The organism is Streptomyces callyspongiae (assembly GCF_047200695.1).
GTDB lineage: Bacteria > Actinomycetota > Actinomycetes > Streptomycetales > Streptomycetaceae > Streptomyces.
Map to the genome: position 1 here is coordinate 344032 of NZ_JBJZOM010000001.1, position 26142 is coordinate 370173.

Annotated in this window: 19 protein-coding genes and 2 tRNA genes; 12 read left to right on the plus strand and 9 right to left on the minus strand. The window is 72.2% G+C overall.

Annotated features, from left to right (window positions below; genetic code table 11):
* Positions 1 to 79: 79 nt before the first annotated feature.
* Both ACL06G_RS01695 and ACL06G_RS01700 read left to right on the plus strand, forming a co-directional pair.
* Positions 80 to 655: a SigE family RNA polymerase sigma factor gene (locus tag ACL06G_RS01695; protein WP_412787965.1), complete on the plus strand. Its 576-nt coding sequence runs from the start codon at positions 80 to 82 to the stop codon at positions 653 to 655.
* A gap of 119 nt (positions 656 to 774) precedes the next feature.
* Entirely contained in the window at positions 775 to 2424 is a 1650-nt protein-coding gene (locus ACL06G_RS01700; RefSeq protein ID WP_412835236.1) for a long-chain fatty acid--CoA ligase, read from the plus strand.
* Positions 2425 to 2510: 86 nt separating this feature from the next.
* Here the strand turns inward: ACL06G_RS01700 and ACL06G_RS01705 are convergent, their stop codons facing one another.
* Positions 2511 to 6374, minus strand: a complete 3864-nt coding sequence (locus tag ACL06G_RS01705) for a PAS domain-containing protein (protein ID WP_412835237.1) — start codon at positions 6372 to 6374, stop codon at positions 2511 to 2513.
* Between the two features lie 188 nt (positions 6375 to 6562).
* Positions 6563 to 7120 (minus strand): SSI family serine proteinase inhibitor, encoded by a 558-nt coding sequence (locus ACL06G_RS01710; RefSeq protein WP_412787968.1) that lies wholly within the window; start codon positions 7118 to 7120, stop codon positions 6563 to 6565.
* Between the two features lie 243 nt (positions 7121 to 7363).
* On the opposite strand from ACL06G_RS01710, the gene ACL06G_RS01715 reads away from it, so the two are divergent.
* Positions 7364 to 7454, plus strand: a tRNA-Ser gene (locus tag ACL06G_RS01715).
* Positions 7455 to 7637: 183 nt separating this feature from the next.
* Positions 7638 to 7710: transfer RNA gene (locus ACL06G_RS01720), tRNA-Arg, on the plus strand.
* A 151-nt stretch (positions 7711 to 7861) separates the two neighbouring features.
* On the opposite strand, the gene ACL06G_RS01725 is transcribed toward ACL06G_RS01720, so the two are convergent.
* A complete protein-coding gene (locus tag ACL06G_RS01725) occupies positions 7862 to 10039 on the minus strand; it encodes a terpene synthase family protein (RefSeq protein WP_412787969.1) in 2178 nt (725 codons plus the stop codon).
* Positions 10040 to 10057: 18 nt separating this feature from the next.
* Complete coding sequence (locus tag ACL06G_RS01730) at positions 10058 to 11470, minus strand: family 2B encapsulin nanocompartment shell protein (protein WP_412787970.1); 1413 nt, start codon at positions 11468 to 11470, stop codon at positions 10058 to 10060.
* A 369-nt stretch (positions 11471 to 11839) separates the two neighbouring features.
* On the opposite strand from ACL06G_RS01730, the gene ACL06G_RS01735 reads away from it, so the two are divergent.
* From ACL06G_RS01735 to ACL06G_RS01755, 5 genes are all read left to right on the plus strand, one after another.
* Entirely contained in the window at positions 11840 to 12715 is an 876-nt protein-coding gene (locus ACL06G_RS01735; RefSeq protein ID WP_412787971.1) for a sulfotransferase family protein, read from the plus strand.
* A gap of 259 nt (positions 12716 to 12974) precedes the next feature.
* Positions 12975 to 13283 (plus strand): hypothetical protein, encoded by a 309-nt coding sequence (locus tag ACL06G_RS01740; protein ID WP_412787972.1) that lies wholly within the window; start codon positions 12975 to 12977, stop codon positions 13281 to 13283.
* A 5-nt stretch (positions 13284 to 13288) separates the two neighbouring features.
* Positions 13289 to 15148 (plus strand): AfsR/SARP family transcriptional regulator, encoded by a 1860-nt coding sequence (locus ACL06G_RS01745; protein WP_412787973.1) that lies wholly within the window; start codon positions 13289 to 13291, stop codon positions 15146 to 15148.
* 66 nt (positions 15149 to 15214) lie between these two features.
* A complete protein-coding gene (locus tag ACL06G_RS01750; RefSeq protein WP_412835238.1) occupies positions 15215 to 15754 on the plus strand; it encodes a hypothetical protein in 540 nt (179 codons plus the stop codon).
* Positions 15755 to 15889: 135 nt separating this feature from the next.
* A complete protein-coding gene (locus ACL06G_RS01755) occupies positions 15890 to 16171 on the plus strand; it encodes a hypothetical protein (protein ID WP_412787975.1) in 282 nt (93 codons plus the stop codon).
* A 36-nt stretch (positions 16172 to 16207) separates the two neighbouring features.
* Here ACL06G_RS01755 and ACL06G_RS01760 read toward each other — a convergent pair whose 3' ends face one another.
* From ACL06G_RS01760 to ACL06G_RS01770, 3 genes are all read right to left on the minus strand, one after another.
* Complete coding sequence (locus ACL06G_RS01760) at positions 16208 to 17185, minus strand: helix-turn-helix transcriptional regulator (protein WP_412787976.1); 978 nt, start codon at positions 17183 to 17185, stop codon at positions 16208 to 16210.
* 315 nt (positions 17186 to 17500) lie between these two features.
* Positions 17501 to 18547: a M43 family zinc metalloprotease gene (locus ACL06G_RS01765; RefSeq protein ID WP_412835239.1), complete on the minus strand. Its 1047-nt coding sequence runs from the start codon at positions 18545 to 18547 to the stop codon at positions 17501 to 17503.
* A gap of 330 nt (positions 18548 to 18877) precedes the next feature.
* A complete protein-coding gene (locus ACL06G_RS01770; protein WP_412835240.1) occupies positions 18878 to 19273 on the minus strand; it encodes a pyridoxamine 5'-phosphate oxidase family protein in 396 nt (131 codons plus the stop codon).
* Positions 19274 to 19443: 170 nt separating this feature from the next.
* Between ACL06G_RS01770 and clpB the strand changes: the two genes are divergently transcribed.
* The 3 genes from clpB (at position 19444) to ACL06G_RS01785 (ending at position 25051) form a co-directional block, all read left to right on the plus strand.
* A complete protein-coding gene (gene clpB, locus ACL06G_RS01775; RefSeq protein WP_412835241.1) occupies positions 19444 to 22053 on the plus strand; it encodes an ATP-dependent chaperone ClpB in 2610 nt (869 codons plus the stop codon).
* A 121-nt stretch (positions 22054 to 22174) separates the two neighbouring features.
* Positions 22175 to 22705 (plus strand): YbjN domain-containing protein, encoded by a 531-nt coding sequence (locus ACL06G_RS01780; protein WP_412787980.1) that lies wholly within the window; start codon positions 22175 to 22177, stop codon positions 22703 to 22705.
* 213 nt (positions 22706 to 22918) lie between these two features.
* Positions 22919 to 25051, plus strand: coding sequence for an acyltransferase family protein (locus ACL06G_RS01785; RefSeq protein ID WP_412787981.1), 2133 nt, complete (start codon positions 22919 to 22921; stop codon positions 25049 to 25051).
* 66 nt (positions 25052 to 25117) lie between these two features.
* Here ACL06G_RS01785 and ACL06G_RS01790 read toward each other — a convergent pair whose 3' ends face one another.
* Complete coding sequence (locus ACL06G_RS01790) at positions 25118 to 25462, minus strand: hypothetical protein (protein ID WP_412787982.1); 345 nt, start codon at positions 25460 to 25462, stop codon at positions 25118 to 25120.
* A gap of 166 nt (positions 25463 to 25628) precedes the next feature.
* A partial coding sequence (locus ACL06G_RS01795; protein ID WP_412787983.1) for a M4 family metallopeptidase occupies positions 25629 to 26142 on the minus strand: 514 nt, incomplete at its 5' end.

Consider the following 26142-nt stretch of genomic DNA (forward strand, 5'->3'; position numbering starts at 1 on the left):
CCTCCTCCACCCTGAGGCGGACGGCCCTTCGGGACTTCCGGGCGATCCCCGACGCGGCGCGTTCTCCTAGCGTTGAGGCATGACCACGCCTGGGACCGTTCGCGGCACGCGTCGCCCCGGAGCCGCCGCCACGACGGAGCCGCCCACCTTCACGTCGTACGTGCGGCACCGCGGGCCGGCCCTGCTGCGCACCGCACGGTCGCTCACCCCGGACCCGTGCGACGCCGAGGACCTGCTGCAGACCGCGCTCACCAAGACCTACCTGGCCTGGGACCGCATCCAGGACCACCGCGCACTGGACGGGTACGTCCGCCGCGCCCTGGTCAACACCCGCACGTCCCAGTGGCGCCGGCGCCGGGTCGACGAGTTCGCGGTCGGCGAGCTGCCCGAGCCGGAACCCCTCCCCGGCCCCGACCCGGCCGAACAGCAGGCCGTGCGGGACGCCATGTGGCGTGCGGTGTGCGCGCTGCCCACCCGGCAGCGCGCCATGGTCGTCCTGCGCTTCTACGAGGACCTGAGCGAGGTGCAGACCGCCCGCGTGCTCGGGGTGTCGGTGGGGACCGTGAAGAGCGCGGTGTCGCGCGCCGTCGGCAAGCTCCGGGACGACCCGCAGCTCGCGGCAGACCTGCGGGAGCAGACGGCCCCCGCAGCGTGACGACTCCGCCGCCGACGGCCCGTACGCGGCCGGGGCGCGCCCGCACGGGTAGTGACATACCGAACGGTATGTGTCCACAATCTCAGCACCATTACCCACCCGTAACTGGGGAGGAACCTGTGCTGAGCACCATGCAGGACGTTCCGTTGACCGTCACGCGGATCCTCGAGCACGGCGCGACCGTCCACGGCAGGTCCCAGGTCATCACCTGGACGGGTGAAGGAGGCCCGCGACGGCGCAGCTTCGCCGAGATCGGGAGGCGCAGCGCACAACTGGCGCACGCGCTGCACGACGATCTGGGGATCGAGCGCGGGGATCGCGTGGCGACACTCATGTGGAACAACGCGGAGCACCTCGAGGCGTACTTCGCCGCCCCCTGCATGGGTGCGGTGCTGCACACGCTCAACCTCCGCCTCCCCGCGGACCAGTTGGTCTGGATCGTCGGACACGCCGCCGACCGTGTCGTCCTCGTCGACGGCACCCTGCTGCCGCTGCTCGCCCCCCTCCTGCCCCGCCTGGAGAGCATCGAGCACGTGATCGTCGTCGGTTCCGGTGACACCTCGGTGCTGGAGGGCTGCCGCCCCGCCGTCCACGCCTACGAGGACCTGATCGCCCGGAAGCCGACAGCCTACGACTGGCCCGAGCTGGACGAGCGCGAGGCCGCCGCCATGTGCTACACCTCCGGCACCACCGGCGACCCCAAGGGCGTCGTCTTCTCCCACCGTTCGATCTATCTGCACGCCATGCAGGTCAACCTGGCCGAGTCGATGGGCCTGACCGACGCCGACACCACGCTGCCCGTGGTGCCGATGTTCCACGTGAACGCCTGGGGGCTGCCGCACGCGGTGTTCATGACGGGCGTCGACCTCCTCATGCCCGACCGCTTCCTGCAACCCGGCCCGCTCGCGGAGATGATCGAGACGGTCCGCCCCACGCACGCCGCGGCCGTACCGACCATCTGGCAGGGGCTGCTGGCCGAACTCGCCGACAAGCCCCGCGACATCTCCTCCCTCGCCACCGTCACCATCGGCGGCTCCGCCTGCCCGCCCGCGATGATGCGGGCCTTCGAGGACGACCACGGCATCCGCGTCTGCCACGCCTGGGGCATGACCGAGACCTCACCACTGGGCACGCTCGCCCACCCGCCCGGCGGCCTCACCGCGGAGGAGGAGTGGCCCTACCGCGTCTCGCAGGGCCGCTTCCCGGCCTCCGTCGAGGCACGGCTCGTCGGACCGGACGGCGAGGTGCAGCCCTGGGACGGCGCATCCGCCGGCGAGCTGGAGGTACGGGGGCCCTGGATCGCAGGCGCCTACTACGGCGGTGCCGGCGAAGACCCCATCCGCCCGGCGGACAAGTTCAGCCCCGACGGCTGGCTGCGCACCGGCGACGTCGGCGTCATCACCCCGGACGGCTACCTCACGCTCACCGACCGCTCCAAGGACGTCATCAAGTCAGGCGGCGAGTGGATCTCCTCCGTCGAGCTCGAGAACCACCTGATGGCTCACGAGGCCGTCGCGGAGGCCGCCGTCGTCGCGGTGCCCGACGAACGGTGGGGCGAGCGGCCGCTCGCCGCCGTCGTCCCGGCCCCGGGCGCCGAGGCGGACTACGAGGAACTGCGGGACTTCCTCGGCGAACGGATCGCGCACTGGCAGCTGCCCGAGCGGTGGACGCGCATCGCCGAAGTGCCCAAGACCAGCGTGGGCAAGTTCGACAAGAAGGTGCTGCGCGCGCAGTACGCGGCCGGGGACCTGGACGTCACCCGGCTCTGACACGACGCGCCCGCACGACGGCGGCGGGCCGGGGAAGACCCGGGCCCGCCCGACGGGCACCTTCCGCGCGGCACGGGCGGACGCGCTCAGTGCGCCCCGATCTTGGCGAGCAGGTCCACGATGCGCGCCTGCACCTCGTCGTTCGTCGAACGCTCCGCGAGGAACAGCACGTTCTCGCCCGACGCGAGCTGCGCGAGCCCCTGCTCGTCGATGCCCGAGGAGGTGTAGACGACGAACGGAGTGCGGTGCAGGACCCCGTTCACCCGCAGCAGGTCGATGATCCCCGCCCGGCGGCGCCGCACCTGCATCAGGTCCATCACCACCAGGTTCGGCATGAACTGCGCCGCGGTGTGCACGGCGTCCGTGTCGGTGGGCGCGTGCGCGACCTGCACCCCGCGCCGCTCCAGCGACTGGCAGAACGCGGCCGCGACGGCCTCCTTCTCCTCCACCAGCAGCACCCGCGGCGGGTGCTGCTCACTGTCCCGCGGCGCCAGCGCCTTCAGCAGCACGGCAGGGTCGGCGCCGTACGCCGCCTCCCGCGACGCCTGACCCAGACCGGCCGTGACCAGGACGGGAACCTCGGCGGCGACGGCGGCCTGCCGCAGCGACTGGAGCGCCTTGCGCGTGATGGGGCCCGTCAGCGGGTCGACGAACAGGGCGGCCGGATAGGCCGCGATCTGCGCGTCGACCTCCTCGCGCGAGTTGACGATCACCGGGCGGTAGCCCCGCTCGGACAGCGCCTGCTGCGTGGACACGTCGGGCTCCGGCCACACCAACAGCCGACGCGGATTGTCCAGCGGCTCGGGAGGCAGCTCGTCGTCCGCCGGCCGCGACTGCGCCGGCATGCCGCCGCCGTCGGTGACCTCCACCGCGCCGTTCGGACCGTCCAGCAGCTCCGGCCCCTCTGCCGCCCCTGCCTCGGGAGCACCCACGGCGAACTGGCGGCCGGGACCCTGCGGCTGGGGTGGAGGTGCCGCCGGTGCGGGGCCCGCACCCTGCGCCGGAGCCGCCGGCTGCTCGCCCCCAGGAGTGGCCAGCTTCCGGCGACGGCCGGAGCCGGGCTGCGGAGCGGGCGACGACGGGGTGGACGGTATCGACGGCGCGGCCGACGGCGGGGCGTCGGCAACACCGGAACCCTGCCGCTGTTCTTGCCCCGGCGCGTGCCCCTGCCGGTGTCCCTGCCCCTGCCCCTGCTCGGCGACCCGGCGCGCGAACGGCACGCCCTGGCCCAGGGTCCTCACACTGATGCCGCCCGTGCCGTCCTGCTCACCGCCGTACGACCCGCCGTGGCCGTTCGGCATCGGCAGCGCCGGCCGGTCGCCGTGCCGCGCGGCCTGTTCCGGGAGGTGACCACCGCCCAGTATCGGACTCGCGGCAACCCGCACCTGGTCGCTGCCCGCCGGCACCTCGCCCGGAGCGGCCGGTGCCTGCCCGTTCGGTGCGGCCTGCCCCGCCGGCGGCGCCGACTGCCGGGCGGTCCTCGGATCGCCCGAGCGGTCCACCTCGGCGGGCGGCAGTGCGAACGGCTCCTGGGACGGGGCCCGGCCCGCCGCCTGCTCATCGGCGCGCGCCTGCGCGGCCGCGAGTCGCCGGGCACGCCGACCGCCGGGAGCGGGCGCTGCGGCGTGCTCCGCCGGCTGCTGCGGCTCCTGCCCCGGGGGCCCGGACGCGCCCCCGGGCACCTCCTGGGCCGAGGCCTCCTGCGGACGTCGGCCGCGGCGACCGGTACCCGGAGGGACCTGCTGCGGCAGCGGCCCGCCACCGTGCTGCGCCTCGGTACCGGGCTGTCCGGGCCCGGGGGCCTGCGGAACCTGGGGAGCCTGCTGCGCCTGGCGGTTCTGCTGGTTCTGCCGGTGCTGCCGCGCCGGCTCGACCGGTCCGGCGGCGGCCCGCGGCAGCGCCGGAGCGCCCTGCCCCTGCGTGGTCGGACCGTTCGGCGGTCCGCCGTCGCCCGTCCCCGACGGAGCGGCCAGCGCCCGCCGGGCGCGCCTGCCCGTGGTCTGCGAGCCGCCCCACGCCTCCCGCTCGCGGTGCTCGGCAGGCTGCGCGTCCTGGCTGCCACCCGGCAGTGCCAGAGCCGTGCCCGGGGCTTTCCCCTCGGCGGTACCCGCGCTCCCCGCCGACTGCTCCGCCGGGTCGGGACGCCCGCGACGCCTGCGCCCCGTGGGCCTGGCCCCCTGCTGCTCCGCACCGGCCGTCCCGCCCGCGGCGGACGGCTGCCCGCCCGCGACCGATGCGCCGTCCTCCGGCTGCCGCGCCGCCGGCACGGCAGCCGCGGGCGGCGCGCCCGTGCCGCGCATGGGCTGCGTCGGCACCGGCATCACCGTGGTCTCGTTGTCGACCTGCGCCCCGGCCGTGTCCAGCCCGCCCGAGCCGTCCGGGCCGCCGGAAGCAGCCGTGCCGGCCCCGTCGGTACCGGCGTCCGCGGACGCCGAAGCGTCCCGCGTGCCGGCGCTCGCCGCGCAGGGCACCTCCAGCACGTACGCACTGCCACCCGAACCGGGCACGTCGTGGGTCTGCAGCACACCGCCGTGCCGCTCCACGATCCCCCGGACGACGGGTTCGTGCACGGGGCTGCCGCCCGAGTGCGGGCCGCGCACCTCGATGCGGACGACCTCACCGCGCTGCGCGGCGGCCACCACGATGGTCGAGTCGCCTCCGGCCGCCGCCGAGTTCTGTGCGCCCGTCGCGTCGACGCCGCCCACGTCCGCGATCAGATGGGCGAGCGCGGTCGCCAGCCGCTCCGGGTCCACCTCGGCCTCGATCGGCGGTGCGTGCACCGCGAACTGCGCCCGGCCCGGCCCGATCAGCTCGACCGCGCCCTCGACACCGGCCGCGACCACGTTGTCCAGCGACACCCGTTCCGTGCGCAGCTTCTCCTTGCCGGTCTGCAGACGCTGGAAGGCCAGCACGTTGTCGACCAGCGTCGTCATCCGCGCGTACCCCGCGGAGAGGTGGTGCAGGATCTGGTTGGCCTCGGGCCACAGCTGGCCCGCGGGGTCGGCGGCCAGCCCGCCCAGTTCGTCGCGGAACTGGTCCAGCGGGCCGCGCAGCGCGTCGTCCAGCACGGCCCGTAGCTGTTCGTGCCGCTCCCGCAGCGTCACGTACGGGCGGCGATCGGTGAAGGTCAGCACCGCGCCGACCAGCTGGTCACCGTCCCGTACGGGGGCCGTGGTCATGGCGACCGGTACGGCCGTCCCGTCCTTCGCCCACAGCACCTGCCCGGCGCGGACGCGGTGCTTGCGGCCGGAGCGGAGCGTGTCGTGCAGCGGCGTCTCCTCGAACGGCAGCGCGGAGCCGTCCGGGCGGGAATGGTGCACCAGCGGGTGCAGCTCCTTGCCGCCGAGGTCGCCGGCGCGGAAGCCGAGTATCTGTGCCGCCGACGGGTTGACCAGGACGACGCGGCCCTCGGTGTCGACGCCCACCACGCCTTCGGAGGCGGCGCGGAGGATCATTTCGGTCTGCCGCTGCTGCCGTGCCAGTTCGGCCTCGGTGTCCAGGGTGCCGGTGAGGTCGCGGACGACCAGCATCAGCAACTCGTCGCCGGTGTACCGGGCGGTGCCGGAGCCCGTCCCGTGGTCCGCCCAGGCGGCCTCGAAGGACGACGCGTACGGGGTGCGCCCGTCCTCGAGACTGGCGCTGGTCACCTCGACCGGGAACTCGCTGCCGTCCGTGCGGCGTGCGGTCATCCGTGTCGGCTTCGTCCGGGCCTCGACCTCGTCCTCGTCCGGCCGCCGCATGGATCCGGGGATCCGGTTCGGGTCGAACTCCGGCAGGAGGTCGAGCAGCCCTCGGCCCACCAGTGCGGTTCCGGGGGCTTCTAGGGCCTCCAGCGCTATCGCGTTGGCGTTGACGACGGTGCCGTTGCAGTTCACCAGGAGCAGTGCATCCGGCAGTGCGTCGAGTATGGCGGCGAGACGAGCAGCGCCTCGGGGTGGCCTGCTGCTCACGACGGTGCTTCCTCCCTGTTGCCGCTGGTACCGGGGGCCGGGCCCGGCCGACCACGAGGGCCAGTCTGCCCAACGCCCGCCGGGACGTCACTAGCCCACGAGTCTACGGGGAGCAACGAGCCGGGAAGCGGCGGTTGCGCGACGGCGACGAGGGGGAAACGTGTGCGCCCGCTCAACCTGCCGGGACATCACCGCAGTTGAGAGCGGGTGTGAGGTCCTTTCAGCGCGGGGAGCGCGGGCACCAGTCGATCCCAGCGGGACATCTCGCACCCGTTGCTGCGGTCGAACCGGGCATCCACCGGTCTTCCCCGCCAGACGCCCCTGATGCGGGCGGTGGCCGGGCCGCCGTCCACCATCGTGCACAGCGCGTTCTCGGGGACCGGGCCGAACGGCCCCCCGTACGGCGCGTGGCGGGTGCGATCGGTCGGCACGGCACCGCCGTCCTCCTGGGGGGAGGTGCCCAGGTCGGCGGAGTCGAGGACGGCGCAGGCCCGCTCGGGCTGCGGGTGGGTGCCACCGGCGGGATGGCAGAACAGCGAGTATGTCCGGTTCTGCTGCGGATCGCCGGAACGGGTCACCGAGATGCTCAGGTAGTCCGTCTTCGCGGGCGGGACGGCGGCCGCCGGGTACTGGTCCGAGGGGCCGCCCACGGCATGGACGGGAAGGGCCGGGGCTGTCAGTGCGGTGGCCAGGCCGGCGAGGGCGACGCCCGCGGTGCGGGCCGCGAGCAGGGTGGTGCGGGGCATGGTGACTCCCGGAGGTCGACTGCGACTGCCGTGTCGGTCTCTTCCCGTTTCGCTGCGATACCTGGCGCCGCGCGGCGCCACCTCCCCCGCGTGGCGGCATGCGCCGCGCCTCGACCTGCGCGGAATCTTTGCCCGGTGGCGCGGCGGGCTAGTACTGTAGGGACCGATTGGTGGCGACGGCGCAGCCTGTGCCATCATCGGCACGCATACCTCGCCCGCTGTGAGCGGGCGGCAGGTGTGTCTGGAGGCTTCGCCTAGTCTGGTCTATGGCGCCGCACTGCTAATGCGGTTTGGGTTTTACCGCCCATCGAGGGTTCAAATCCCTCAGCCTCCGCTCGATCACCCATGATCGTGCGAAGCCCCGGCCGACGGTCGGGGCTTCTGTGTTCTTCTGGCCTTCTGTGCAGGTCACGGCGGGTTTCGAGGGGGCAGCGGGAACGGATTTCGCCTCTGGGCGGCGGTCATGTAATGTTGTTCCCGCAACGCCGCCCCGGGCAGAGATCAGGGCGGGAGTCAAGCGCTCGTAGCTTAACGGATAGAGCATCTGACTACGGATCAGAAGGTTGCAGGTTCGAATCCTGCCGAGCGCGCACAGGTCGAAGGCCCCCTGCGGAATCCGCAGGGGGCCTTCGACGTCGGCGGGTGACAGCCGCGCCACGGTGCCGCCCACGGTCTGCGCGCGCCGACCCGCCCCGGGGGCCGCCGGAGCGTCCCCCCGGGGCAGGCCCGGCACGTGTCCTGTCAGACGCCCAGCGCGCCCACCCGCGCCCGGGTCACCGCGGTGCCCAGGCCGCCCATGTCGCGGCGCAGTTCGTCCTCGTCGTAGCGGCCACAGCCGCGGTGCCACACGAGGATGCCGGACATCCAGTTCTGCAGCTCCCGCGCGTACCTGTCGAGGGCCCTGCGGACCTCCTGCGGCAGGTCCAGGTCGTCGCACAGGGCGGGGATCTGCACGGCGAGGACGTGCTGGAACTCCCGCATGCGGCCGTCGATCAGGTCGTCGACGATCCGGCGGGCCTGCGCCTGCGTACAGTCCAGGAACCGCTGCACGACCAGCACCGCGTTGTGGATCTCGCCCTCGAACTCGATCTCCTTGCGGAACGAGAACACGTCGTTGAGCAGGCCGGCCCAGTCCGCCGCCGAGTGTTCCAGCGCCTGCACCGGACGGGAGCGGTACACCTCCTCGGGGACGACCCCGCCGTGACCGATGCGCGACAGGCTCATGGTGAGGTCGGCGCCGAAGGTTTTGCGGCGCATCTCGATGTAGTCCACGGGCTCGGGAACCCTGCGCTCCAGCGCGTTGACCAGTTCCCACACCCAGGAGTCCGTCATGTCGACGATGGTCTGCCGGAACGTGACCCGGGCCTCCCGCGTCATCGGCGACGCCGTGCGCATCCACAGGTCGTACAGCGAGCGTTCCATCGCCGTGTCCGCCTGCCGCGGCGGCGGCCCCACGTCCACCGGCATGAAGTCCGCCAGACCCTCGGTGTAGCGCCTCGCCGCGGCCAGGTTGCCGGTGCGCCCGAACACGAGCGGGTAGTAGTCGTCGCCGTACGTGCCCCACGCCAACCAGCCGGAGGTCAGGTCGAGGCCCTCCGGCGTGGCGTCCGGGTGGATGCCGGCCGCGCACAGCGGCAGGTCCGCCGCCCGCAGCTTCCGCTCGTCCCACACACCTTCGGCGGTGATCCCGAACGTGCGGCACCAGGTGACGAGTTTCTCCCGCGAGGCGTCCAGGTGCGGGGAGCACTGCGCCGCGTACGGCATGCGCGGGTCCGGCTCCGGCAGGCCGCCCGCGGGCTGCTGCACGTGCGTGAAGCCGCGCAGCCGCTGCGGCATGGTGTGCGCGTACGACCCCGCCAGGCGGGACGCGCTGGTGCCGAGGCCGGTGGGGCCGGCCGGCAGCCGGGAACCGCTGTCCGGACCGGGCCCGGACTCCCGCATGTAGCGACTGGACCGGCGGTGCCACTCGTGACCGCCGGACTGCCAGTCCTGCAGGCCCTTGGCGTACGCGGCGATGCGCACCTGCTCGTCGGGTGTCAGCCCGTGCTCGGCGCACAGCGGCGGCACCTCGGTGAGCGCCGTGTGCTCGAACTGGTGGAGGCGGGCGGTGAGCAGGTCGTTGACCCTGTCCGCGGCCTCCTGCGTGGTGCACTCCAGGAAGGTCTCGAACACGAGCACGCCGTTGGACAGCTCGCCCTCCTCCTCCACCTCCCGCTGGTACGAGAAGAGGTCGTTGCGCAGGTGGACGGCGTCGGAGAAGGTGTCGCGCAGCACCAGCAGCGGCCGGGACGACGCCACCCGGGCGGGCACCTCGGCGTACGCCGCGTACTCCACGAGACCGGCCGACCAGGGAGCGCCACCGACCTTGCGGCGCATCTCGATGTACTCGAGCGGGTTGGAGATCCGGCCGCTCTCGATGTTGGACAGTTCCCACATCGACTCGTCCAGCAGGGCGAGCGTGGCCTCGGTGAACCGTTCCCGCCAGTCGTCCGTCATGACGGGCACGGTGCGCCGCCACAGATCCGCCAGACCCGTTTCCACCGGGTCGCGCGGCTCCGGCATCGGGGCGGCGGGGTCGGCCGGCATGAAGGCCCGCAGCCGCTGCAGGTGCTCCTGCGCGGCGACGGTGTCGCGGGTGTACTTGTACTTCTCCAGGAAGTGGTCGTCGAAGAAGAACACCCACACGTACCAGTCGGTGACGGTCGCCAGCCGTTCGGCGGAGGTGTCCGGATGGGTGTAGGCGCACAGCAGGGCGTAGTCGTGCGCGTCGAACGCGGCGGTGTCCCAGATGCCCGAGCCCTCGAGCATGCCCATGCTCGTCGCCCAGGCCCGCGCATGGGCGCGGGCCGTCTCCAGGTGGGGGCTCAGGCGGGCCGGATACGGCTCGTAGAACGTGGGCAGCTCGAAGGGCTTGGCCATTGCTCCGTCCTCTTCCGGTCAGTCGCGGCGGCGGTGGACCTCGACGTCCTCGAGGATGCCGAGCGCGTCCGGGACCAGTACCGCGGCCGAGTAGTAGGTGGACACCAGGTAGGAGATGACGGCCTTGTCGTCGATGCCCATGAAGCGGGCGTTGAGGCCGGGCTCGACCTCGTCCGGGATGCCGGTCTGGTGCAGACCGATGACACCCTGGTTGTCCTCTCCCAATCGCATCGCGATCACCGAGGACGTGCCCTGCGGGGTCACTGGGATCTTGTTGCAGGGAAGGATTGGCACACCGCGCCAGGCCGGTACCGACTCGCCGTTGAAGTCGGCGTTCCCCGGATACAGCCCGCGGTGGTTCAACTCACGCCCGATGGCGGCGATGGCCTTCGGGTGGGCCAGCATCACGCGGGTGTTGCGGCGGCGGGACAGCAGCTCGTCCAGGTCGTCCGGAGTGGGAGGTCCCGCGTGGGTGCGGATGCGCTGCTTGTACTCGGCGTTGTGCAGCAGACCGAACTCGCGGTTGTTGACGAGCTCGTGCTCCTGACGCTCGCGCAGCGCCTCGATCGCGAGCCGCAACTGCTCCTCGGTCTGGTTCATCGGCTTGTTGTACAGGTCCGCGACGCGGCTGTGGACCCGCAGAACGGTCTGCGCGACGGACAGCTCGTACTCGCGCGGCTTGAGTTCGTAGTCGACGAAGGTGCCGGGCAGCGTCGGTTCGCCGATGTGGCCCGACGCCAGTGCGATGTCGGCCTCTCCCTGCTTGTTCTGTTCCTGCGCGGGCAGGTCGCGGAAGGCGGCGACGTGCGCGCGCAGCGACGGCGCGCGCTCCAGCACCCGCTCGAAGTCCTCCCGCTGCAACTGCAGGAGGGTGCCGGAGGTCACCGCGGTGGCGGTGGCGTCCCAAACGGCGGGCTCACCGAGCAGTGCCTCCTCGCCGAACCGGTCGCCCTCGGCGACGGTCTCCAGCACCAGGTCCTCGCCGTACTTGCCTGCGCGGGTACGGCGGACCCTGCCGTGCGCGATGAGGCGCACGTACTGGACGTCGTCGCCCTCGCGGGCCAGGACCTCACCGGCCTCGAAGTCGTGCTGCGTGAACGCGTCGGCCAGCGCCGACAGGGCCTCCGTGTCCTCGAAGCCGCGGAAGATCCCCAGCTCTCCGAGTTCCGGGGGGATCACGCGGACGGTCGCCCCGGTCTGTTCGAAGTCGATCCGGCCGTCGCCGACCGCGTAGGTCAGCCGTCGATTCACGCGGTAGACGCCGCCTTCGGTCTGCACCCACGGGAGGACCTTGAGAAGCCAGCGCGAGGTGATGCCCTGCATCTGCGGGGCGGACTTGGTGGTGGTTGCGAGCTTCCGCGCGGCGGCCGTGCTCAGAGACCGCAAGGGCTCCCCAGCCTCTTCGGTCCGAGGCTGCGACGGGACGGTCATGCTGTGTCCTCCGTGGGGCAGGACAGGTGCTCCGAGGAGCCCCTGTCGAAGTCAGGTGAGTCAGCGTCAATTAGACCTGATCTTCACGGAGTTGCCGCAAGCACCGCCGATTCTTCGCGCGGAGCCACCGGCTGTGGGATCATGCGCGGCACGCATGTGGAAACCTCCGGCCGCTCGCCCCGCCGGAGGATCGGAGCCCGCGTACGCCATCGCTCCGCAGGACCTCCGCGGTGGAGCGAGGCGTCTCCCCGTCGGAGGGTTGCCTTCCGGTGCCCGGCCGGTGAACGGTCGACGTACGGCGGCGGATATCTGGGCGAAACCGGCCACTCGGGACTGCGCACGGCTTCCACGCGCTCCTAGATTGGCGCCATGTCCTGGCTGCGAACGGCGAACGCCGTACTGGAGAAGAGCACCGGCCTGCGGCTGGCCAAGGCGCACCCGTCGCCCGCCGACCGCCCGGCCGGCACGTCCGGCGGCACGGTGGCCGAGTCCGCCAGGCCGCCCGCCGATCCGGAGCACGACCGGCTGCTGAAGGCGCCGGTCTTCATCTTCTCGTGCCCGCGATCCGGCTCCACCCTGCTCCGGGTCCTCCTGAACAGCCACTCGCAGCTGTACGCCCCGCACGAGACGCACATCCGCACCCTGTACGTCCGGCAACCCAGCCGGACCGGGGTGCGCGCGATGAAGGCCTTCGGGCACAACCGGGCCGACATCGAACACCTGCTGTGGGACCGGGTGCTCCATCGCGAACTGACCCGGAGCGGGAAGCCGACGCTGGTGGAGAAGACGCCCAGCAACGTCTTCGTCAGCGACCGGCTCGCCACCTGCTGGCCGGACGCCCGTTTCCTCACCCTGCTGCGCCACCCCTGCTCCGTGGCCCGCTCCTGGCACGAAGCCGACCCGGAGAAGCGGCCGATGGAGCGCGCCGTGCCGCACGCGCTGAAGTACGCGGAGGCCGTGGAGCGCACCCGGCAGCGGCACGACACCCTCACCGTGCGCTACGAGGACCTGACCGAGGACCCGGAGCAGGAGACGCGCCGCATCTGCACCTTCCTGGGCGTGCCCTGGGAGGAGGGCATGCTGGACTACGGCACCGACGGGCACGGTTCCTTCTCCAAGGGACTCGGGGACTGGAGGGACAAGATCCGGACCGGTTCCGTCCAGCGCGGACGCCCGCTGCCGACGATCGAGGAGACCCCCGAGATGCTGCGGCCGATCGCCCGTACCTGGGGCTACTCGGACTGACACCGGCCTTTCGGGAGCCGCCGGGTGGGAGCATGCGCCGCCCGGCGGCTCGTTCGTGCGTGCGTCTCTCCGCCCCGCCCTGCCCTTGCTGCGGCGTCAGCCGAGGACGCCGAGGATCGGGAGGTCGGGGGGAGGGCTGGCAAGAAGTTGCGGTCGCAGTGCAGCAAGTTGACAGGGAGCCGCCTGTCGCCGGGTCCCGGCTCCTGGCAGTCTCTGACACGTCGGTCGGCAGGGCGGACCGCCTCGTCGACCGGGCCGGATGAGCAAGGAGTTCGACCACCAGCTCAAGGGGGCAGTGATGGGTGCACACCCGACATCCAGCACCACGGACGGGCACTCGCGGCAGCGCGCCGGACGGGGGCGCGGCGCGATGCTGGGAGCGCTCACCACGGCGCTGCTCTCCTTGCCAGCCGGTGCTGCGGCGGCGTCCCCCGTTGAAACGCCCCCGTCGCCGCAGCACCTTGCCGGCATCAGTGTGTGCCAAGAGGTGGCGGACGCCGACCTCCTCGGGCTCACGGACGGTTCCCTCGTCGAAGACACCTGCGAGAACGTCAACGGCTGGCAGTAACGGCCATGCGGTTCCAGGTGCTCGGGCCGCTCAGCATCACTGACGGAACCGACGCCGTCGTCCTGCGGCCCTCCCGCCCCACGACCCTGCTGGCCGCACTCCTGCTGCACGCCGGCACCGTGGTGTCGGCGGACGTACTGCAGCGGAGCGTGTGGGGTGCGGACCGGCCGGGTACGGGCCGGTCCGCGCTGCAGACCTGCGTGCTGCGGCTCCGTCGGCTCCTCGCCCGGTACGGGGTGACGGAGACCTCCATCGATGCGGTGCCCGGCGGCTATCGTGTGGCCGCCGGGCCTGCCGTCCTCGACCTCCTCGACTTCCGCGAACGGGTCCGTGCGGCGCGCGACCTGTCGGACGCACCCGAGACGGAGGCGGCGGCGCTGCGCGAGGCCCTCGCGTTGTGGCAGGGGCCGGTGCTGGCGAACGTGCCGTCACCGGCGCTGCACCGGGACGACGTGCCACGGCTCACGGAGGAACGGCTGCGGACCGTGGAGCGCCTGTGCGACCTGGAGATGTCGCTCGGGCGCTACGCCCCCGCGCTGCCGGAGCTGTGGAGCGTGACCCGGGCCCACCCCTCGCACGAAAGGTTCCGTGAGCGGCTCATCGAGGCGCTCTACCGGTCCGGACGGCAGGCGGAGGCACTCGCCGAGTACCGCGAGATCAAACAGCACCTCCGGGACGAACTCGGAGTGGACCCCTGCTCGTCCCTGCAACGGCTGGAACTCGCCATCCTGCGCGGCGACGAGCCCGAGGCCGCTTCGCGCGCGCCGGAGCCCGCCCGCCCCCCGGCCCGCGCGCACCCGCCCAGCGCCTCCGTTCCGCGGACCGCGGCGGCACCGGTCACGGACGTGCCCGCGTTCGAGGGACGCGTCGCGGAGACTGCGGCGATGACCGCCGCTCTCGGCACGGCCGACGGGCCCGCCACACTGCTCGTCAGCGGCGCGCCCGGTGTGGGGAAGACGGCGCTCGCCCGCCACGTCGCGCACCGGGTACGCGAACACTTCCCCGGCGGCGTGACGTTGGTCCGGATGGTGCGTCCGGACGGGACGCCCCGTACGGCGGACGAGGCCCTCGCCGTGACGGAGGCCGCACGGAGCCGCTCCGCCGAGAGGCCGCGCAGCCGCCGCCTCCTGGTGCTGGACGACGTGGTCGACGCCGACCAGGTGCGCCCCCTGCTGCCGGCCGGGCGCGACGCTGCCGCCGCCGTCGTCACCAGCAGGCGGCGGCTGGCGGGCCTGGTCGTCACCCACGGCGCCCGCGTCCACCGCCTCGGCGTGTTCCGTGCCCAGGAGTCCCGTGCCCTGCTGGGGAACGTACTCGGTGCTACGCGCGTGGAGAAGGAGCCGGAAGCAGCCCGGCGTCTGGCCGCGGTCTGCGGCCACCTGCCTCTCGCCCTGCGAATCGCGACGGCCTGGCTCTCCACCCGTCCGGGGCTGCGCCTGGCCGAGGTGGCGCACTGGCTGGCGGAGAATCCGGTGACACGTCTGCGCCTGACCGACGACCCTCCGATGTCCCTGGAGCATGTCCTCGGCACGGCGCTGGACCGGCTCGATCCGCGCTGCGCCGACGCCTTCCTGCGGCTCGGCTCGCTGCCGGCTTCGGGAGCCGCTGCCTTCCACGCGGCGCATGCCGCTCCCCTGCTCGGCCCCGCGATCGGCGGCGGCCGGGAGCCGTGTGCCGAGACGGAGGCGGTGCTGGACCGTCTCGCCGACGCCGGACTCCTCGAGGACGGCCCGCCCGGGCCGTACCGCATGCACGCCCTGCTCCACACCTACGCACAGCACACCGCCGCCCGCCTGCGGACGGCCTCCTCCCCGGGGCTCCGTCCGCAACCACCCATCCCCCACCACCCCCCTCAGAAGGTGTGATCGATGATGGCCGCAGCGCCGATAACCACGCCCGTCAGACACCGCCACCCCCGGCCGCTCGAGGCTGTGCGAGCGGCCCTTCAACGCGAACTCGACCCGCGCTACGTGCAGTTCCCCGCGTGTGCCTTGCAGGCGCGCACCGAGCCGCTGGTCGTGCCGCTGGGCCCGGCGGATCCCCTGGGCGAGGTCACCGACCCCTACGCTCCGGTGCGTGCGCGGGCCACGATCCACCTGACCGGACGGACCGTACTGATCGGCCCGTGGGGCGGCGGCCGGCGGTCCGCCGACGCGCCGTGCGGGCTCTGCCTGGGCCTGTTCTGGCAGCGTGCACGCACCGGACCGGCACGGAATGCCCGGGCGTGGGGCCACGAGCCCGAAGGTCTGCGGGCCCGCCCCGAACTGACGCCGTCCGCGGTCGAAGTGGTGCGCTCCGTCTGGTCGGCGGTGTACGAGACACCGGTCGGCGCCACGGTGTCCGAACGGGAAGGACCGCCGCGCGCCGGTGCGTCCCGGGTGACCTGTGTCGACCTGCGGGCGCCGGTGCCGCGGACGCTGCGTCTGCTGCCGCAGCCGGAGTGCGGACGCCACACCACGTGCGGGGGATGAACGCAGAGGGAACGACGGGTCGTTGCGCGATGTGTGCCGAGGGCGCGGAGGGCACGCAGGGCGAAACGCGCGACGACTCGGGGAATCCGTGCCGTTTCAGCGAACGACGGACGTTCCGGAGGGGGAGACGTGCCGATGACCAGCTATACCTGGGCCGACAGCCGTTCGGCTCTCAGCACTGCCTATGTGGACATCGTGGTGGTGCGTGACGAGTGCCGGGCGCCGGGCGGCGAGACCACCGTGGTCCGCCTGCTCGGGCTGCTGCCCGCCAACTGGAGCTGCCTGCCGGAGGTGGAGCGGGACCGCGTGCGGCTGCGGGTGCTGCTCGGTACCACCGGTGGGTGGGATGCCGTGCGGGCGGAGGTGGCGGCGGTGATGGCCGACAGCGCGATGCGCGGGTGGCGCACCGTGACGTGAGGTGCCGGGCGGAGATCGGGCGGGGCGGAGAAGCTCTCACACCCAGCCGTGCTCGCGGGCGAGCAGTGCTGCCTGCGCGCGGCTGGCCGCGCCCAGTAAACGCATGAGGTCCGCGACGTGGCGCCGGTAGGTGCGGACCGAGATGCCCAACTCGCGTGCGCCGGCCTCGTCCTTGCCGACCGAGACCATGGAGCTGAGGACTCTGCGCTCCATCTCGGAGAGGGAAAGCGTTGCGCCCTCCTCGCCGGTGGCCTCCAGCAGATCCTGGGCTCCGTCCCAGATCTTCTCGAACAGCGCCATGATGTTGCTGACCAGCCCGCTCTCGTGGGCGAGCAGGGCGCCGCGCGAGGTGTCGGCGGCATCGACCGGCACCAGCGCGACGCGCCGGTCGTAGACCAGGATGCGCTCGGAGACGTCGTCGGCCACGCGTATCTGCGCACCCCGGTGGGCGAGTTCCTTGAGGTAGGCGACCGTCGGCTGGTGCTCGAGTGCCGTGCGCAGCACGACGTTGCGTATGCGCACGCCGCGGCGCAGGCAACGCATGTCCAGCGGACGGGCGTGGTCGATGTTGGCGGGTGTGAGCTCGGTGTACGGCTCGACGGAAAGGATCTCCTCGCGGGCGAAGAAGGCCAGGTCGTCTATCCGGCCGCGGATCTCCGCCAGGTCGACCAGCTGCTCCACGCCCTGGGGCTGCGGTAGCGGGTTGCCCGTCTCCGCGCGCAGCGCGTCGACGACGTACCGCGACTGCGTGACCCGGAGGATCTCCTCGTGCAGTTCGTACAGTCGCCGGTCCATGAGCCGGGCGACGGCGATCTCGGGGTTGGTCGGGGTGTATCCCTGCCGGTCGCAGCTGTCCCGCAGCAGGCCGATCTCCCGAAGCCGCTCCAGTGACTTCTTGGTGTCGTCGGGGTCGCGGCGCAACCGCCGGTGCAGATCCTCGGCCGGGGTCCCGGGGTGGCGCAGGAAGTGGCGGTAGATCTCCTCTTCCTCCGCGGAGACGCCGAAGACTGACATCGCGTTGGTATCCAAGTCGGCCCCCTGCAGCTCGGATGGCGAACCGGTGGTGTGGCTCGTTTGTCTGGCGAGCACCACGGCGCGCGCGCGGAGCGCCGGGCGGGTCGTGCCCAGGTTATGCCGCGAACACCTTCCGGTGCAGTGCAGCGGCGTAACCGGAGTGGAACCCGTGCATGAATCGTGAGCGGCGCGTCACCTCGCGGGGTGTCCGCGGCGGGCCGCCCTGCCCCTGGTCGTGCCGGGGGTGCTCCGGTGCGCCGGTACGCCGGGGGCCCGCGCCGCGGGTGCGGCGCGGGCCCGTCGGGCGGAACGGCGTCAGCCGCGGTAGGCCGCCCAGAACTGGTCCATGCGGTCCACCTGGCCCTGGGTGAACTGGTACATGCAGGAGTCGTAGGTGTAGTCCATGAAGTTGTGGATCGGGTCCACGCCGGACTGACGGGTGCAGGAGTCGCGCCCGGTCGGGCAGCCGTAGGCGGGGCTGCTCTCGGCCGCGGTGTCGTCGACGTAGTCGCCCTGGCCGTTGCAGCCGCCCTGGAAGGTGTGGTACAGGCCCATCCAGTGGCCGACCTCGTGGGTGGCGGTGTCGCCCTCGTCGTAGTTGGTGGCGGAGCCGCCGGGCAGCGACTCGTCGAGGATGACGACGCCGTCCATCTCCGGGCTCGAGGAGTAGGACGACGGGAAGGTCGCCCAGCCGAGGAGGCCGCCGCCGAGGTCGGCGGTGTAGACGTTCAGCGCGTTCGAGCCGCCCTGGCGGAGGCTGCTCTTCATGGCCGCTTCCTCGGAGCTGTCCGGCTGGATGCCGTTGTACCAGGAGGCGTTGTCGGTGTAGGTGGTGCCGGCGAGCGAGAAGCTGTAGTTCGTCGCGGCGTTGCCCGAGCCGACGCCGCCGTAGGCGTCGTTGAGGACGTTCATCTGGGCGTTGATGTCGCTCGAGCTGAGCTGGCCGGCGGCCCCGTCGTGGATGACGTGGAAGTAGACCGGGATCGTGACCGCGGCGTCGAGCGAGCCGCCGGGCTTGCCCTTGCCGTTCCCCTGCAGCTTGCCGTCGGCACGCAGCTTCGCCAGCTTGCCCTCGAGGGCCTTCTCCATGGCGGCGGCCTGCTTCTGGCTCACCGCGTTGGGCTCCTTCGCGGTGGCGGAGAGGCCGTGCGGCCGCGCGACGCGGGCGGCGGAGGGTGCGTTGCCGTGGCCCTCGGCCTGCTCGCACAGCCGGTCGGCGGAGGCGGAGGCGGAGGTCGTCGGCGCTTCGGCGGCGGAACCCGTCGGCGCGGAGACGGGGGTGAGGGCGAGAGCTCCGGCTACCGCGGCGATGCCGAGGACCCGGTTGCGGGGGGATGAGGTTATTCGTCTGAATCGGCGCACGTGCGCTCCTCCCGGGACCAGAGCGAGGGATTTCCTCGCTTCCGCGCCGCACACTAGGGCGCACCGGCGAGGACGAGGCAGATCCGATCAAGCCCAAAGATTCGGCGGAACGTTTCGGTCACCGGAGGTTTGCCTTCCGGATGCCTGCGACGGGGTGCGGCGCAAATCCGGCAGAGGTTACTTCGAGTCATGCGTTCTGCCGGATTCATGGCGGTGCAGGGCGCGGAGGAGGGCCCGGGGGAGGAGTCGCGGCTGTTCCGAAACGGTCGAATCCGGTCGTCGGAATTCGGCCGGTAATCGTCTTGCGGCGTGTTTCCGTCGGTCGTCCGGTCAGTAGCGGCCCATGGTGCGGTCCACGGCGATCTCGAGCAGTACCCGTTCCGGGTTGGGCCGCGGGCGCCGTCCGTAGCGGCTCTCGTGGCGCTCCTCCGCGTCGGCGATCAGCGCGGGGTCGGTGCGGACGACCGCGCGCCCCTCCAGCGTGGCCCACCGCGCCCGGTCCAGTTGGCACAGTGCGACGCGGGTTCCCTCCGGCCCGGCGGCCGCGACGTTGCGCGCCTTGCGACTGCCTCCCCGGGTGACCACGCGCGCGGTGTGCGTCGCCGGGTCGTAGGTCGCGCAGACGGGTACCACGTGCGGCGTGCCGTCCGGCCGGAAGGTGGTCAGGGTGGAGTAGAGGCGCTCGCGCCAGAACGCATGGAAGGTGGGGTCGTCGTGGAGGGGCATGGCCCGACGGTAACCCGGGCGAGAACCCGCGCGCGGTCCACCGCGTCGCCGACTCCCTCCAGGTACTCCATATAGTTGAGCGAGAGTGACTCAAGTTGTTGTAGGGTGGATGCGGCAAGAAGCACCGCACGTCACAGCACGGGAGCCGACCGAAGGAGGCGCAGACGAGCGTGGACGCCGAGCTGACCAACAGGAGCCGGGACGCGATCAGCGCGGCCAGCGACCGGGCCGTGACCGACGGGCACCCCGACATCACCCCGGCGCACCTGCTCCTGGCCCTGCTCGAGGGCGAGGACAACGAGAACATCCAGGACCTCGTCGCCGCGGTCGACGCCGACCAGGCCGCGCTCCGCTCCGGCGCCGAACGCGAACTCGCGGGACTGCCGAGAGTCCAGGGGTCCACCGTCTCCCGCCCGGAGGCCGACCGCGCCCTGCTCGGTGTGATCGCCGACGCGGCGCAGCGCGCGAAGGAGCTGGGCGACGACTTCGTCTCCACCGAGCACTTGCTGATCGGCGTCGCCGCACGCGGCGGGCGCACCGCCGAGCTGATGGCCGGGCAGGGCGCAACCGACAAGAAGCTGCTCGCGGCGTTCGAGGAGTCCCGCGGCGGCCGGCGGGTCACCACGCCCGACCCCGAGGGCACGTACAAGGCGCTGGAGAAGTTCGGCACCGACTTCACCGCCGCTGCCCGCGAGGGGCGGCTGGACCCGGTCATCGGCCGGGACCAGGAGATCCGCCGGGTCGTGCAGGTGCTCTCCCGGCGCACCAAGAACAACCCGGTGCTGATCGGCGAACCGGGCGTCGGCAAGACCGCCGTCGTGGAGGGCCTCGCGCAGCGCATCGTGAAGGGCGACGTGCCCGAGTCCCTGCGCGACAAGCGGCTGGTCGCCCTCGACCTGGGAGCCATGGTCGCCGGGGCCAAGTACCGCGGCGAGTTCGAGGAGCGGCTGAAGACGGTGCTCGCCGAGATCAAGTCCAGCGACGGGCAGATCATCACCTTCATCGACGAGCTGCACACCGTCGTCGGCGCGGGCGCGGGCGGCGACTCCGCGATGGACGCCGGCAACATGCTCAAGCCGATGCTGGCCCGGGGCGAGCTGCGGATGGTCGGCGCGACGACGCTCGACGAGTACCGCGAGCGGATCGAGAAGGACGCCGCCCTGGAACGCCGCTTCCAGCAGGTGCTGGTCGCCGAGCCGACGGTGGAGGACTCCATCGCGATCCTGCGCGGACTCAAGGGGCGCTACGAGGCCCACCACAAGGTGCAGATCGCGGACGGTGCGCTGGTGGCCGCCGCCACGCTCTCCGACCGCTACATCACCTCGCGGTTCCTGCCGGACAAGGCGATCGACCTGGTCGACGAGGCCGCGTCCCGGCTGCGCATGGAGATCGACTCCTCCCCGGTCGAGATCGACGAGCTGCAGCGGGCCGTCGATCGGCTGCGTATGGAGGAGCTGGCCCTCGCCAACGAGACCGACCCCGGCTCCGTGGAGCGCCTGGAGCGGCTCCGTCGTGAACTGGCCGACAAGGAGGAGGAGCTGCGCGGCCTCACCGCCCGCTGGGAGAAGGAGAAGCAGGGCCTCAACCGCGTCGGTGAGCTGAAGGAGCGCCTGGACGAGGCCCGCGGCCGGGCAGAGCGCGCCCAGCGGGACGGCGACTTCGCCGCCGCCTCGCAGCTGCTCTACGGCGACATCCCCGCTCTGGAACAGGAGTTGGAGGAGGCCAGCGAGGCCGAGGAGGCCGCCGGCAAGGAGGGTCCGGGCAAGGACACCATGGTCAAGGAGGAGGTCGGTCCCGACGACATCGCCGACGTCGTCGCCTCCTGGACCGGCATTCCCGCGGGCCGGCTGCTGGAGGGCGAGACCCAGAAACTGCTGCGCATGGAGGACGAGCTGGGCCGTCGCCTGATCGGGCAGACCGAGGCGGTGCGGGCCGTGTCCGACGCGGTCCGCCGGACCCGGGCGGGCGTGGCCGACCCGAACCGGCCCACGGGCTCCTTCCTGTTCCTCGGCCCGACCGGGGTGGGCAAGACCGAACTCGCCAAGGCCCTCGCCGACTTCCTCTTCGACGACGAGCGGGCGATGGTCCGCATCGACATGAGCGAGTACAGCGAGAAGCACGCCGTGGCGCGCCTCGTGGGAGCCCCGCCCGGATACGTCGGCTATGAGGAGGGCGGGCAGCTCACCGAGGCGGTGCGGCGGCGGCCGTACAGCGTGGTGCTGCTCGACGAGGTGGAGAAGGCGCACCACGAGGCGTTCGACATCCTGCTCCAGGTGCTCGACGACGGCCGGCTCACCGACGGCCAGGGCCGCACCGTCGACTTCCGCAACACCATCCTCGTCCTGACCTCCAACCTCGGCAGCCAGCACCTGATCGATCCCCTGGAGAAGCCGGAGGAGAAGCGGGAGAAGGTCCTGGCCGCCGTGCGCGGGGCCTTCCGTCCGGAGTTCCTCAACCGCCTGGACGACGTCGTGGTCTTCGACGCGCTCGGCCCCGACGAGCTGAGCCGGATCGCGCAGCTCCAGATCGACGCGCTGCAGCGTCGGCTCGCCGACCGGCGGCTCACCCTGGACGTGACGCCGGGGGCACTGCAGTGGCTCGCCTCCGAGGGCAACGACCCCGCCTACGGCGCCCGGCCGCTCCGGCGCCTGGTGCAGACGGCGATCGGCGACGGGCTGGCGCGGGAGATCCTCGCGGGCGAGGTGCGCGACGGCGACGTGGTGCGGGTCGAGCGGGCGGACGGCCGCGAGGGCCTGGCCGTCTCGCCCGCCCGCGAGTGACGGCCTGACCCGGCCGGGCGACGCCCGGCCGGTGCCGCTCTCCGGCGACGGGCCGTGGAGGTTGCGTCCCCCGGCCCGTCATGGGGGAGTATGGCTGTATCCATACGAAGGGAAGTCCACGGTGAGCATCGACCCGTCCTCGATTCCGAACTTCGGGGGCCAGCAGCCCGAGCAGCCAGAGTCCGGTCCCGCCGGGCCCGTCGTACCGGACCAGGACCTGGTCAAGCAGCTCCTCGACCAGATGGAGCTCAAGTACGTCGTCGACGACGAGGGGGACCTCGCGGCGCCGTGGGAGCAGTTCCGTACCTACTTCATGTTCCGCGGTGAGGCCGAGCAGCAGGTCTTCTCGGTGCGGACGTTCTACGACCGCCCGCACAACATCGAGGAGAAGCCCGCCATCCTCGAGTCGATCGACGACTGGAACCGCCGCACGCTGTGGCCGAAGGTCTACAGCCACACCCACGACGACGGCACCGTGCGCCTGATCGGCGAGGCGCAGATGATGGTCGGCACCGGCGTCTCGCTGGAGCACTTCGTCTCCAGCACCGTCAGCTGGGTGCGGGCCTCGATCGAGTTCGACAAGTGGCTCGTCGACCAGCTGGGGCTCGAGAAGGACGCCGACTCCGGTCAGGACGACTCCCCGGAGAGCTGAGCGGCCCGCTGCCCCGCACGGCCCGGCCTGTGGAAGCGCACACCGTGTGTGTTTCCGCAGGCCTTTTGTGTGCTCGGGCCGCACCACCCCACGCATGCCCCTTTACCTGCCGGGTAGGGGCCCAGGTGGCTTCGTGATCCAGTCGTGATCTAATCTGGGCCGACTTGCGACCGAACGAGGACCGGTGCAAGTCGCTACGGCAGTTGGGGACTCATGGGCGAGCAGGAGAGCAGGGCGGCGTACTCGCGCGGCACGACGGCTGTGATGGACGGCCGGGTGCCGCGCACCGGCAGAGCGGCAACCACCCCGAGAGCGACACGACCGCCGGCACACCGGTTCCGCGGCGACGTCGAAGGACTCCGCGCCCTCGCCGTCGGCGCCGTACTGGCCTACCACGCGGGCGTCGGCAGCATCAGCGGCGGCTACGTCGGCGTCGACGTCTTCTTCGTCGTCTCCGGGTTCCTGATCACCGGCCTGCTACTCCGCGAACTGGAGACCACCGGCACCCTCTCCCTCGTGGCCTTCTACGCGCGCCGCATGCGGAGGCTGCTCCCGCAGACCCTGCTCGTGCTCGGCACGGTGGTCGCACTCTCCTGGCTGCTGATGTCCCCGGTGGAACGCGCCGGAGTGGCCGCGGACGTGATCGCCGCAGGACTGTACGTCGTCAACTGGCAGCAGGCGCAGCAGGCCGTGGACTACTCGGCCATGGGTACCGCCGCCAGCCCCGTGCAGCACTTCTGGTCCCTGTCGGTCGAGGAGCAGTTCTACCTGGTCTGGCCGCTGCTGCTGCTCGCCGTCTTCGCGGTGTGCCGACGCCCTGAGGGGCGCCGCAGGCGCCTCGCGGCCGTCCTCGGCGCCACCGCCGCCGCCTCGCTGAGCTACTCCGTCTACCTGACCTGGACCGAGGCGGGCACCGCCTACTTCTCCACATTCACCCGCGCCTGGGAGCTCGCCGCGGGCGGACTCCTCGCGGCGGTGCCGCTCGCCCGCTGGCAGCGGCTCCCGCGCCGGGCACCGGCCGTGCTCGGCGCGGCCGGACTCGCGGCCGTGGCGCTGTCGATGGTCTGGTTCGACGACGTGACGCCGTTCCCGGGCATCGCCGCGGTCCTCCCGGTACTGGGCACCGCGGCGATCATCGCCGCCGGCACGGTCTCCGAGAGCACCCCGGTCGGTCGCCTCCTCAACCTGCCGCCGGTACGCTACGTGGGCCGCATTTCCTACGCGTGGTACCTGTGGCACTGGCCGGCGATCGTGTTCGCCACGGTGTGGTTCGACGGGTTGCCCACGTCGCTGCTGCTCCTGGTGGTTGCCTTGTCCTGGATCCCCGCCGCGCTCTCTCACCGCTTCGTGGAGGAGTTCTTCCGGCGCGCCCGCGTCTTCCGTCCCACCCGGCGAAGCCTCTGGCTGGGGTTCGCCTGCACGGCGCTGGCCGTGGTGGTCGGCGCGGTCTCCTGGCTGTACGTGCCGCGCGTGCCGCTCGCTTCACCCGGTCAGGTGAAGGGCGTCGCGGCGCTGCGGGACGGCGACGCTCCGCAGCAGACCGCGGACGCCCTGCGTCCGCTGCCGGAGGACGCGACCGAGGATCGCGGCCGGGTCCACAAGGACGGCTGCCTCGTCCCGCAGCGCGACACGGTGTCGCCGGAACCCCCGCAATGCGTGTACGGCGACACGTCCTCCGACACGACGGTGGTGCTCTTCGGCGACTCGCACGCCATGCAGTACACCCCTGCGCTCGCCCGCGTGGCGCGCGAGCGGGGCTGGAAGCTGATGGTGCTGACGAAGTCCGGCTGCACCCCCGCCGACGTCGCCACGTACAACGGGCAGCTCAAGCGCGAGTACACCGAGTGCGCCACCTGGCGGCGTGACGCGATGGAGCGCATCGACGACCTCTCCCCGGAGATGGTCGTCACCGGCAACCAGGCGACGACGACGGTGATGCAGGACGGCATGCGGCTCGACGCGCGGGCGGGCGCCCCCAAGGCCTCCGCCGCCTACGCGGAGACACTGGAGCACCTTCGGAGCATCGGTTCCCGGGTCGTCGTCATGGCGGACAACCCCCACCCGCCGCAGGACATGCCGTCGTGCGTCTCGGAGTCGCTGGGCGACCTCGACGCCTGCGCGTTCCCGAAGAGCAAGGGGCTCGGGTTCGAGCGGGTCAACAAGGACGCCGCAGAAAGCGTTTCCGGTGCGCGGCTGATCGACCCGTCCGAGGCGCTGTGCCAGGACGACGTCTGCCCGGCCGTGGTCGGCAACGCGCTGGTCTACCGCAACAGCGCCCACATCACCGCCACCTACATGAGGACGATGACGGACTGGCTCGACGGAGAGCTGCCCGCGTCGCTGTGACGGGGCGCGGACAGCACCGCGGAGAGGGCCCCGGCCCCGGTACGACGCCGGGACCGGGGCCCTCACTCACCACGAAGCGTCCACCGGCCGGACGGGATCGGTGAACGAGACCGGCTTGCCGGTGGCACGGGCGTAGGCGATCTCCCGGCTCGTGGACGCGCCGATGTATCCGCCCGGGTTGACGACCAGAACCCGGTCGGCCAGGTCGATCTTGCACAGGTGCAGGGCGTCCAGCGCGGCCTTCTGCCCGTCGGTGGGCCGCCCGTTCGGCCCGTGGCCCTCGGTGTGCGGGAAGACGCCCGGCGCGAGGACGATGACACCGGCGAAGGTCAGCCTGCGGTTCGCCGCGCTCATCTCTTCCACGAACCGGGTGGAGCCGCAGAGGCAGACGATCTCGGGTCGGTCGGGCACGGCTCGGTCCTCCGGAGCGAACAGGAGACGTCGGTGTGCGGGTAGCCGTCACGGGCCCGAGGCACGGACCGCGAAAGGCCCCGGCGGAGGAGTCGGGACTCCCCCGCCGGGGCGGGGCGCTGTTGCACCCCCGCCCGCCTGTCAGCGAGCGCGGAGTGCCGGAGCGTCAGTTCTTGCCGTTGCCCTTGCCGTTTCCGTTGCCGTGGGCGGTGGAGCCGGTGACGTTCACCGCGGTCCAGGCGTCCCCGACGGCGGCGACCTCGGCGCTGCCCGACCCGTAGAGCTCGGTTGCGGCCGTGAGGGTCGCGTCCCGCGCGTCCGCGTAGTCGGTGTTCGAGGTCATGTGCTCGCTGAGGGCCTTGAACCAGATCTGCTCGGCCTTGTTGATGCCGATCCCCGAGACGGAGGAGCCGTCGTAGGTCGGGCTGTCGTAGGTCACGCCGTTCACGGTCTTCTGCCCGCTGCCCTCGGAGAGCAGGTAGAAGAAGTGGTTGGCGATCCCGGACGAGTAGTGCACGTCGACGCTGCCGGCGCTGGACGACCAGTAGTCGAGCGAGGCGCCGTCCTTGCTGGGCTCGTCCATGTAGCGCAGCGGCTCGCCGTCGCCGTAGATGTCGATCTTCTCGCCGACGAGGTAGTCGCCCGGGTCGGAGGAGTTGTTCGCGTAGAACTCCACACCG

Bases quoted from the DNA above. Each gene is read 5' to 3' on its own strand.
- ACL06G_RS01695 (WP_412787965.1), top strand. From the start codon at position 80: ATGACCACGCCTGGGACCGTTCGCGGCACGCGTCGCCCCGGAGCCGCC.
- ACL06G_RS01735 (WP_412787971.1), top strand. From the start codon at position 11,840: ATGTCCTGGCTGCGAACGGCGAACGCCGTACTGGAGAAGAGCACCGGC.
- ACL06G_RS01755 (WP_412787975.1), top strand. From the start codon at position 15,890: ATGACCAGCTATACCTGGGCCGACAGCCGTTCGGCTCTCAGCACTGCC.
- ACL06G_RS01785 (WP_412787981.1), top strand. From the start codon at position 22,919: ATGGGCGAGCAGGAGAGCAGGGCGGCGTACTCGCGCGGCACGACGGCT.
- ACL06G_RS01730 (WP_412787970.1), bottom strand. From the start codon at position 11,470: ATGACCGTCCCGTCGCAGCCTCGGACCGAAGAGGCTGGGGAGCCCTTG.
- ACL06G_RS01745 (WP_412787973.1), top strand. From the start codon at position 13,289: ATGCGGTTCCAGGTGCTCGGGCCGCTCAGCATCACTGACGGAACCGAC.
- ACL06G_RS01740 (WP_412787972.1), top strand. From the start codon at position 12,975: ATGAGCAAGGAGTTCGACCACCAGCTCAAGGGGGCAGTGATGGGTGCA.
- ACL06G_RS01710 (WP_412787968.1), bottom strand. From the start codon at position 7,120: ATGCCCCGCACCACCCTGCTCGCGGCCCGCACCGCGGGCGTCGCCCTC.
- ACL06G_RS01760 (WP_412787976.1), bottom strand. From the start codon at position 17,185: ATGTCAGTCTTCGGCGTCTCCGCGGAGGAAGAGGAGATCTACCGCCAC.
- ACL06G_RS01725 (WP_412787969.1), bottom strand. From the start codon at position 10,039: ATGGCCAAGCCCTTCGAGCTGCCCACGTTCTACGAGCCGTATCCGGCC.
- ACL06G_RS01770 (WP_412835240.1), bottom strand. From the start codon at position 19,273: ATGCCCCTCCACGACGACCCCACCTTCCATGCGTTCTGGCGCGAGCGC.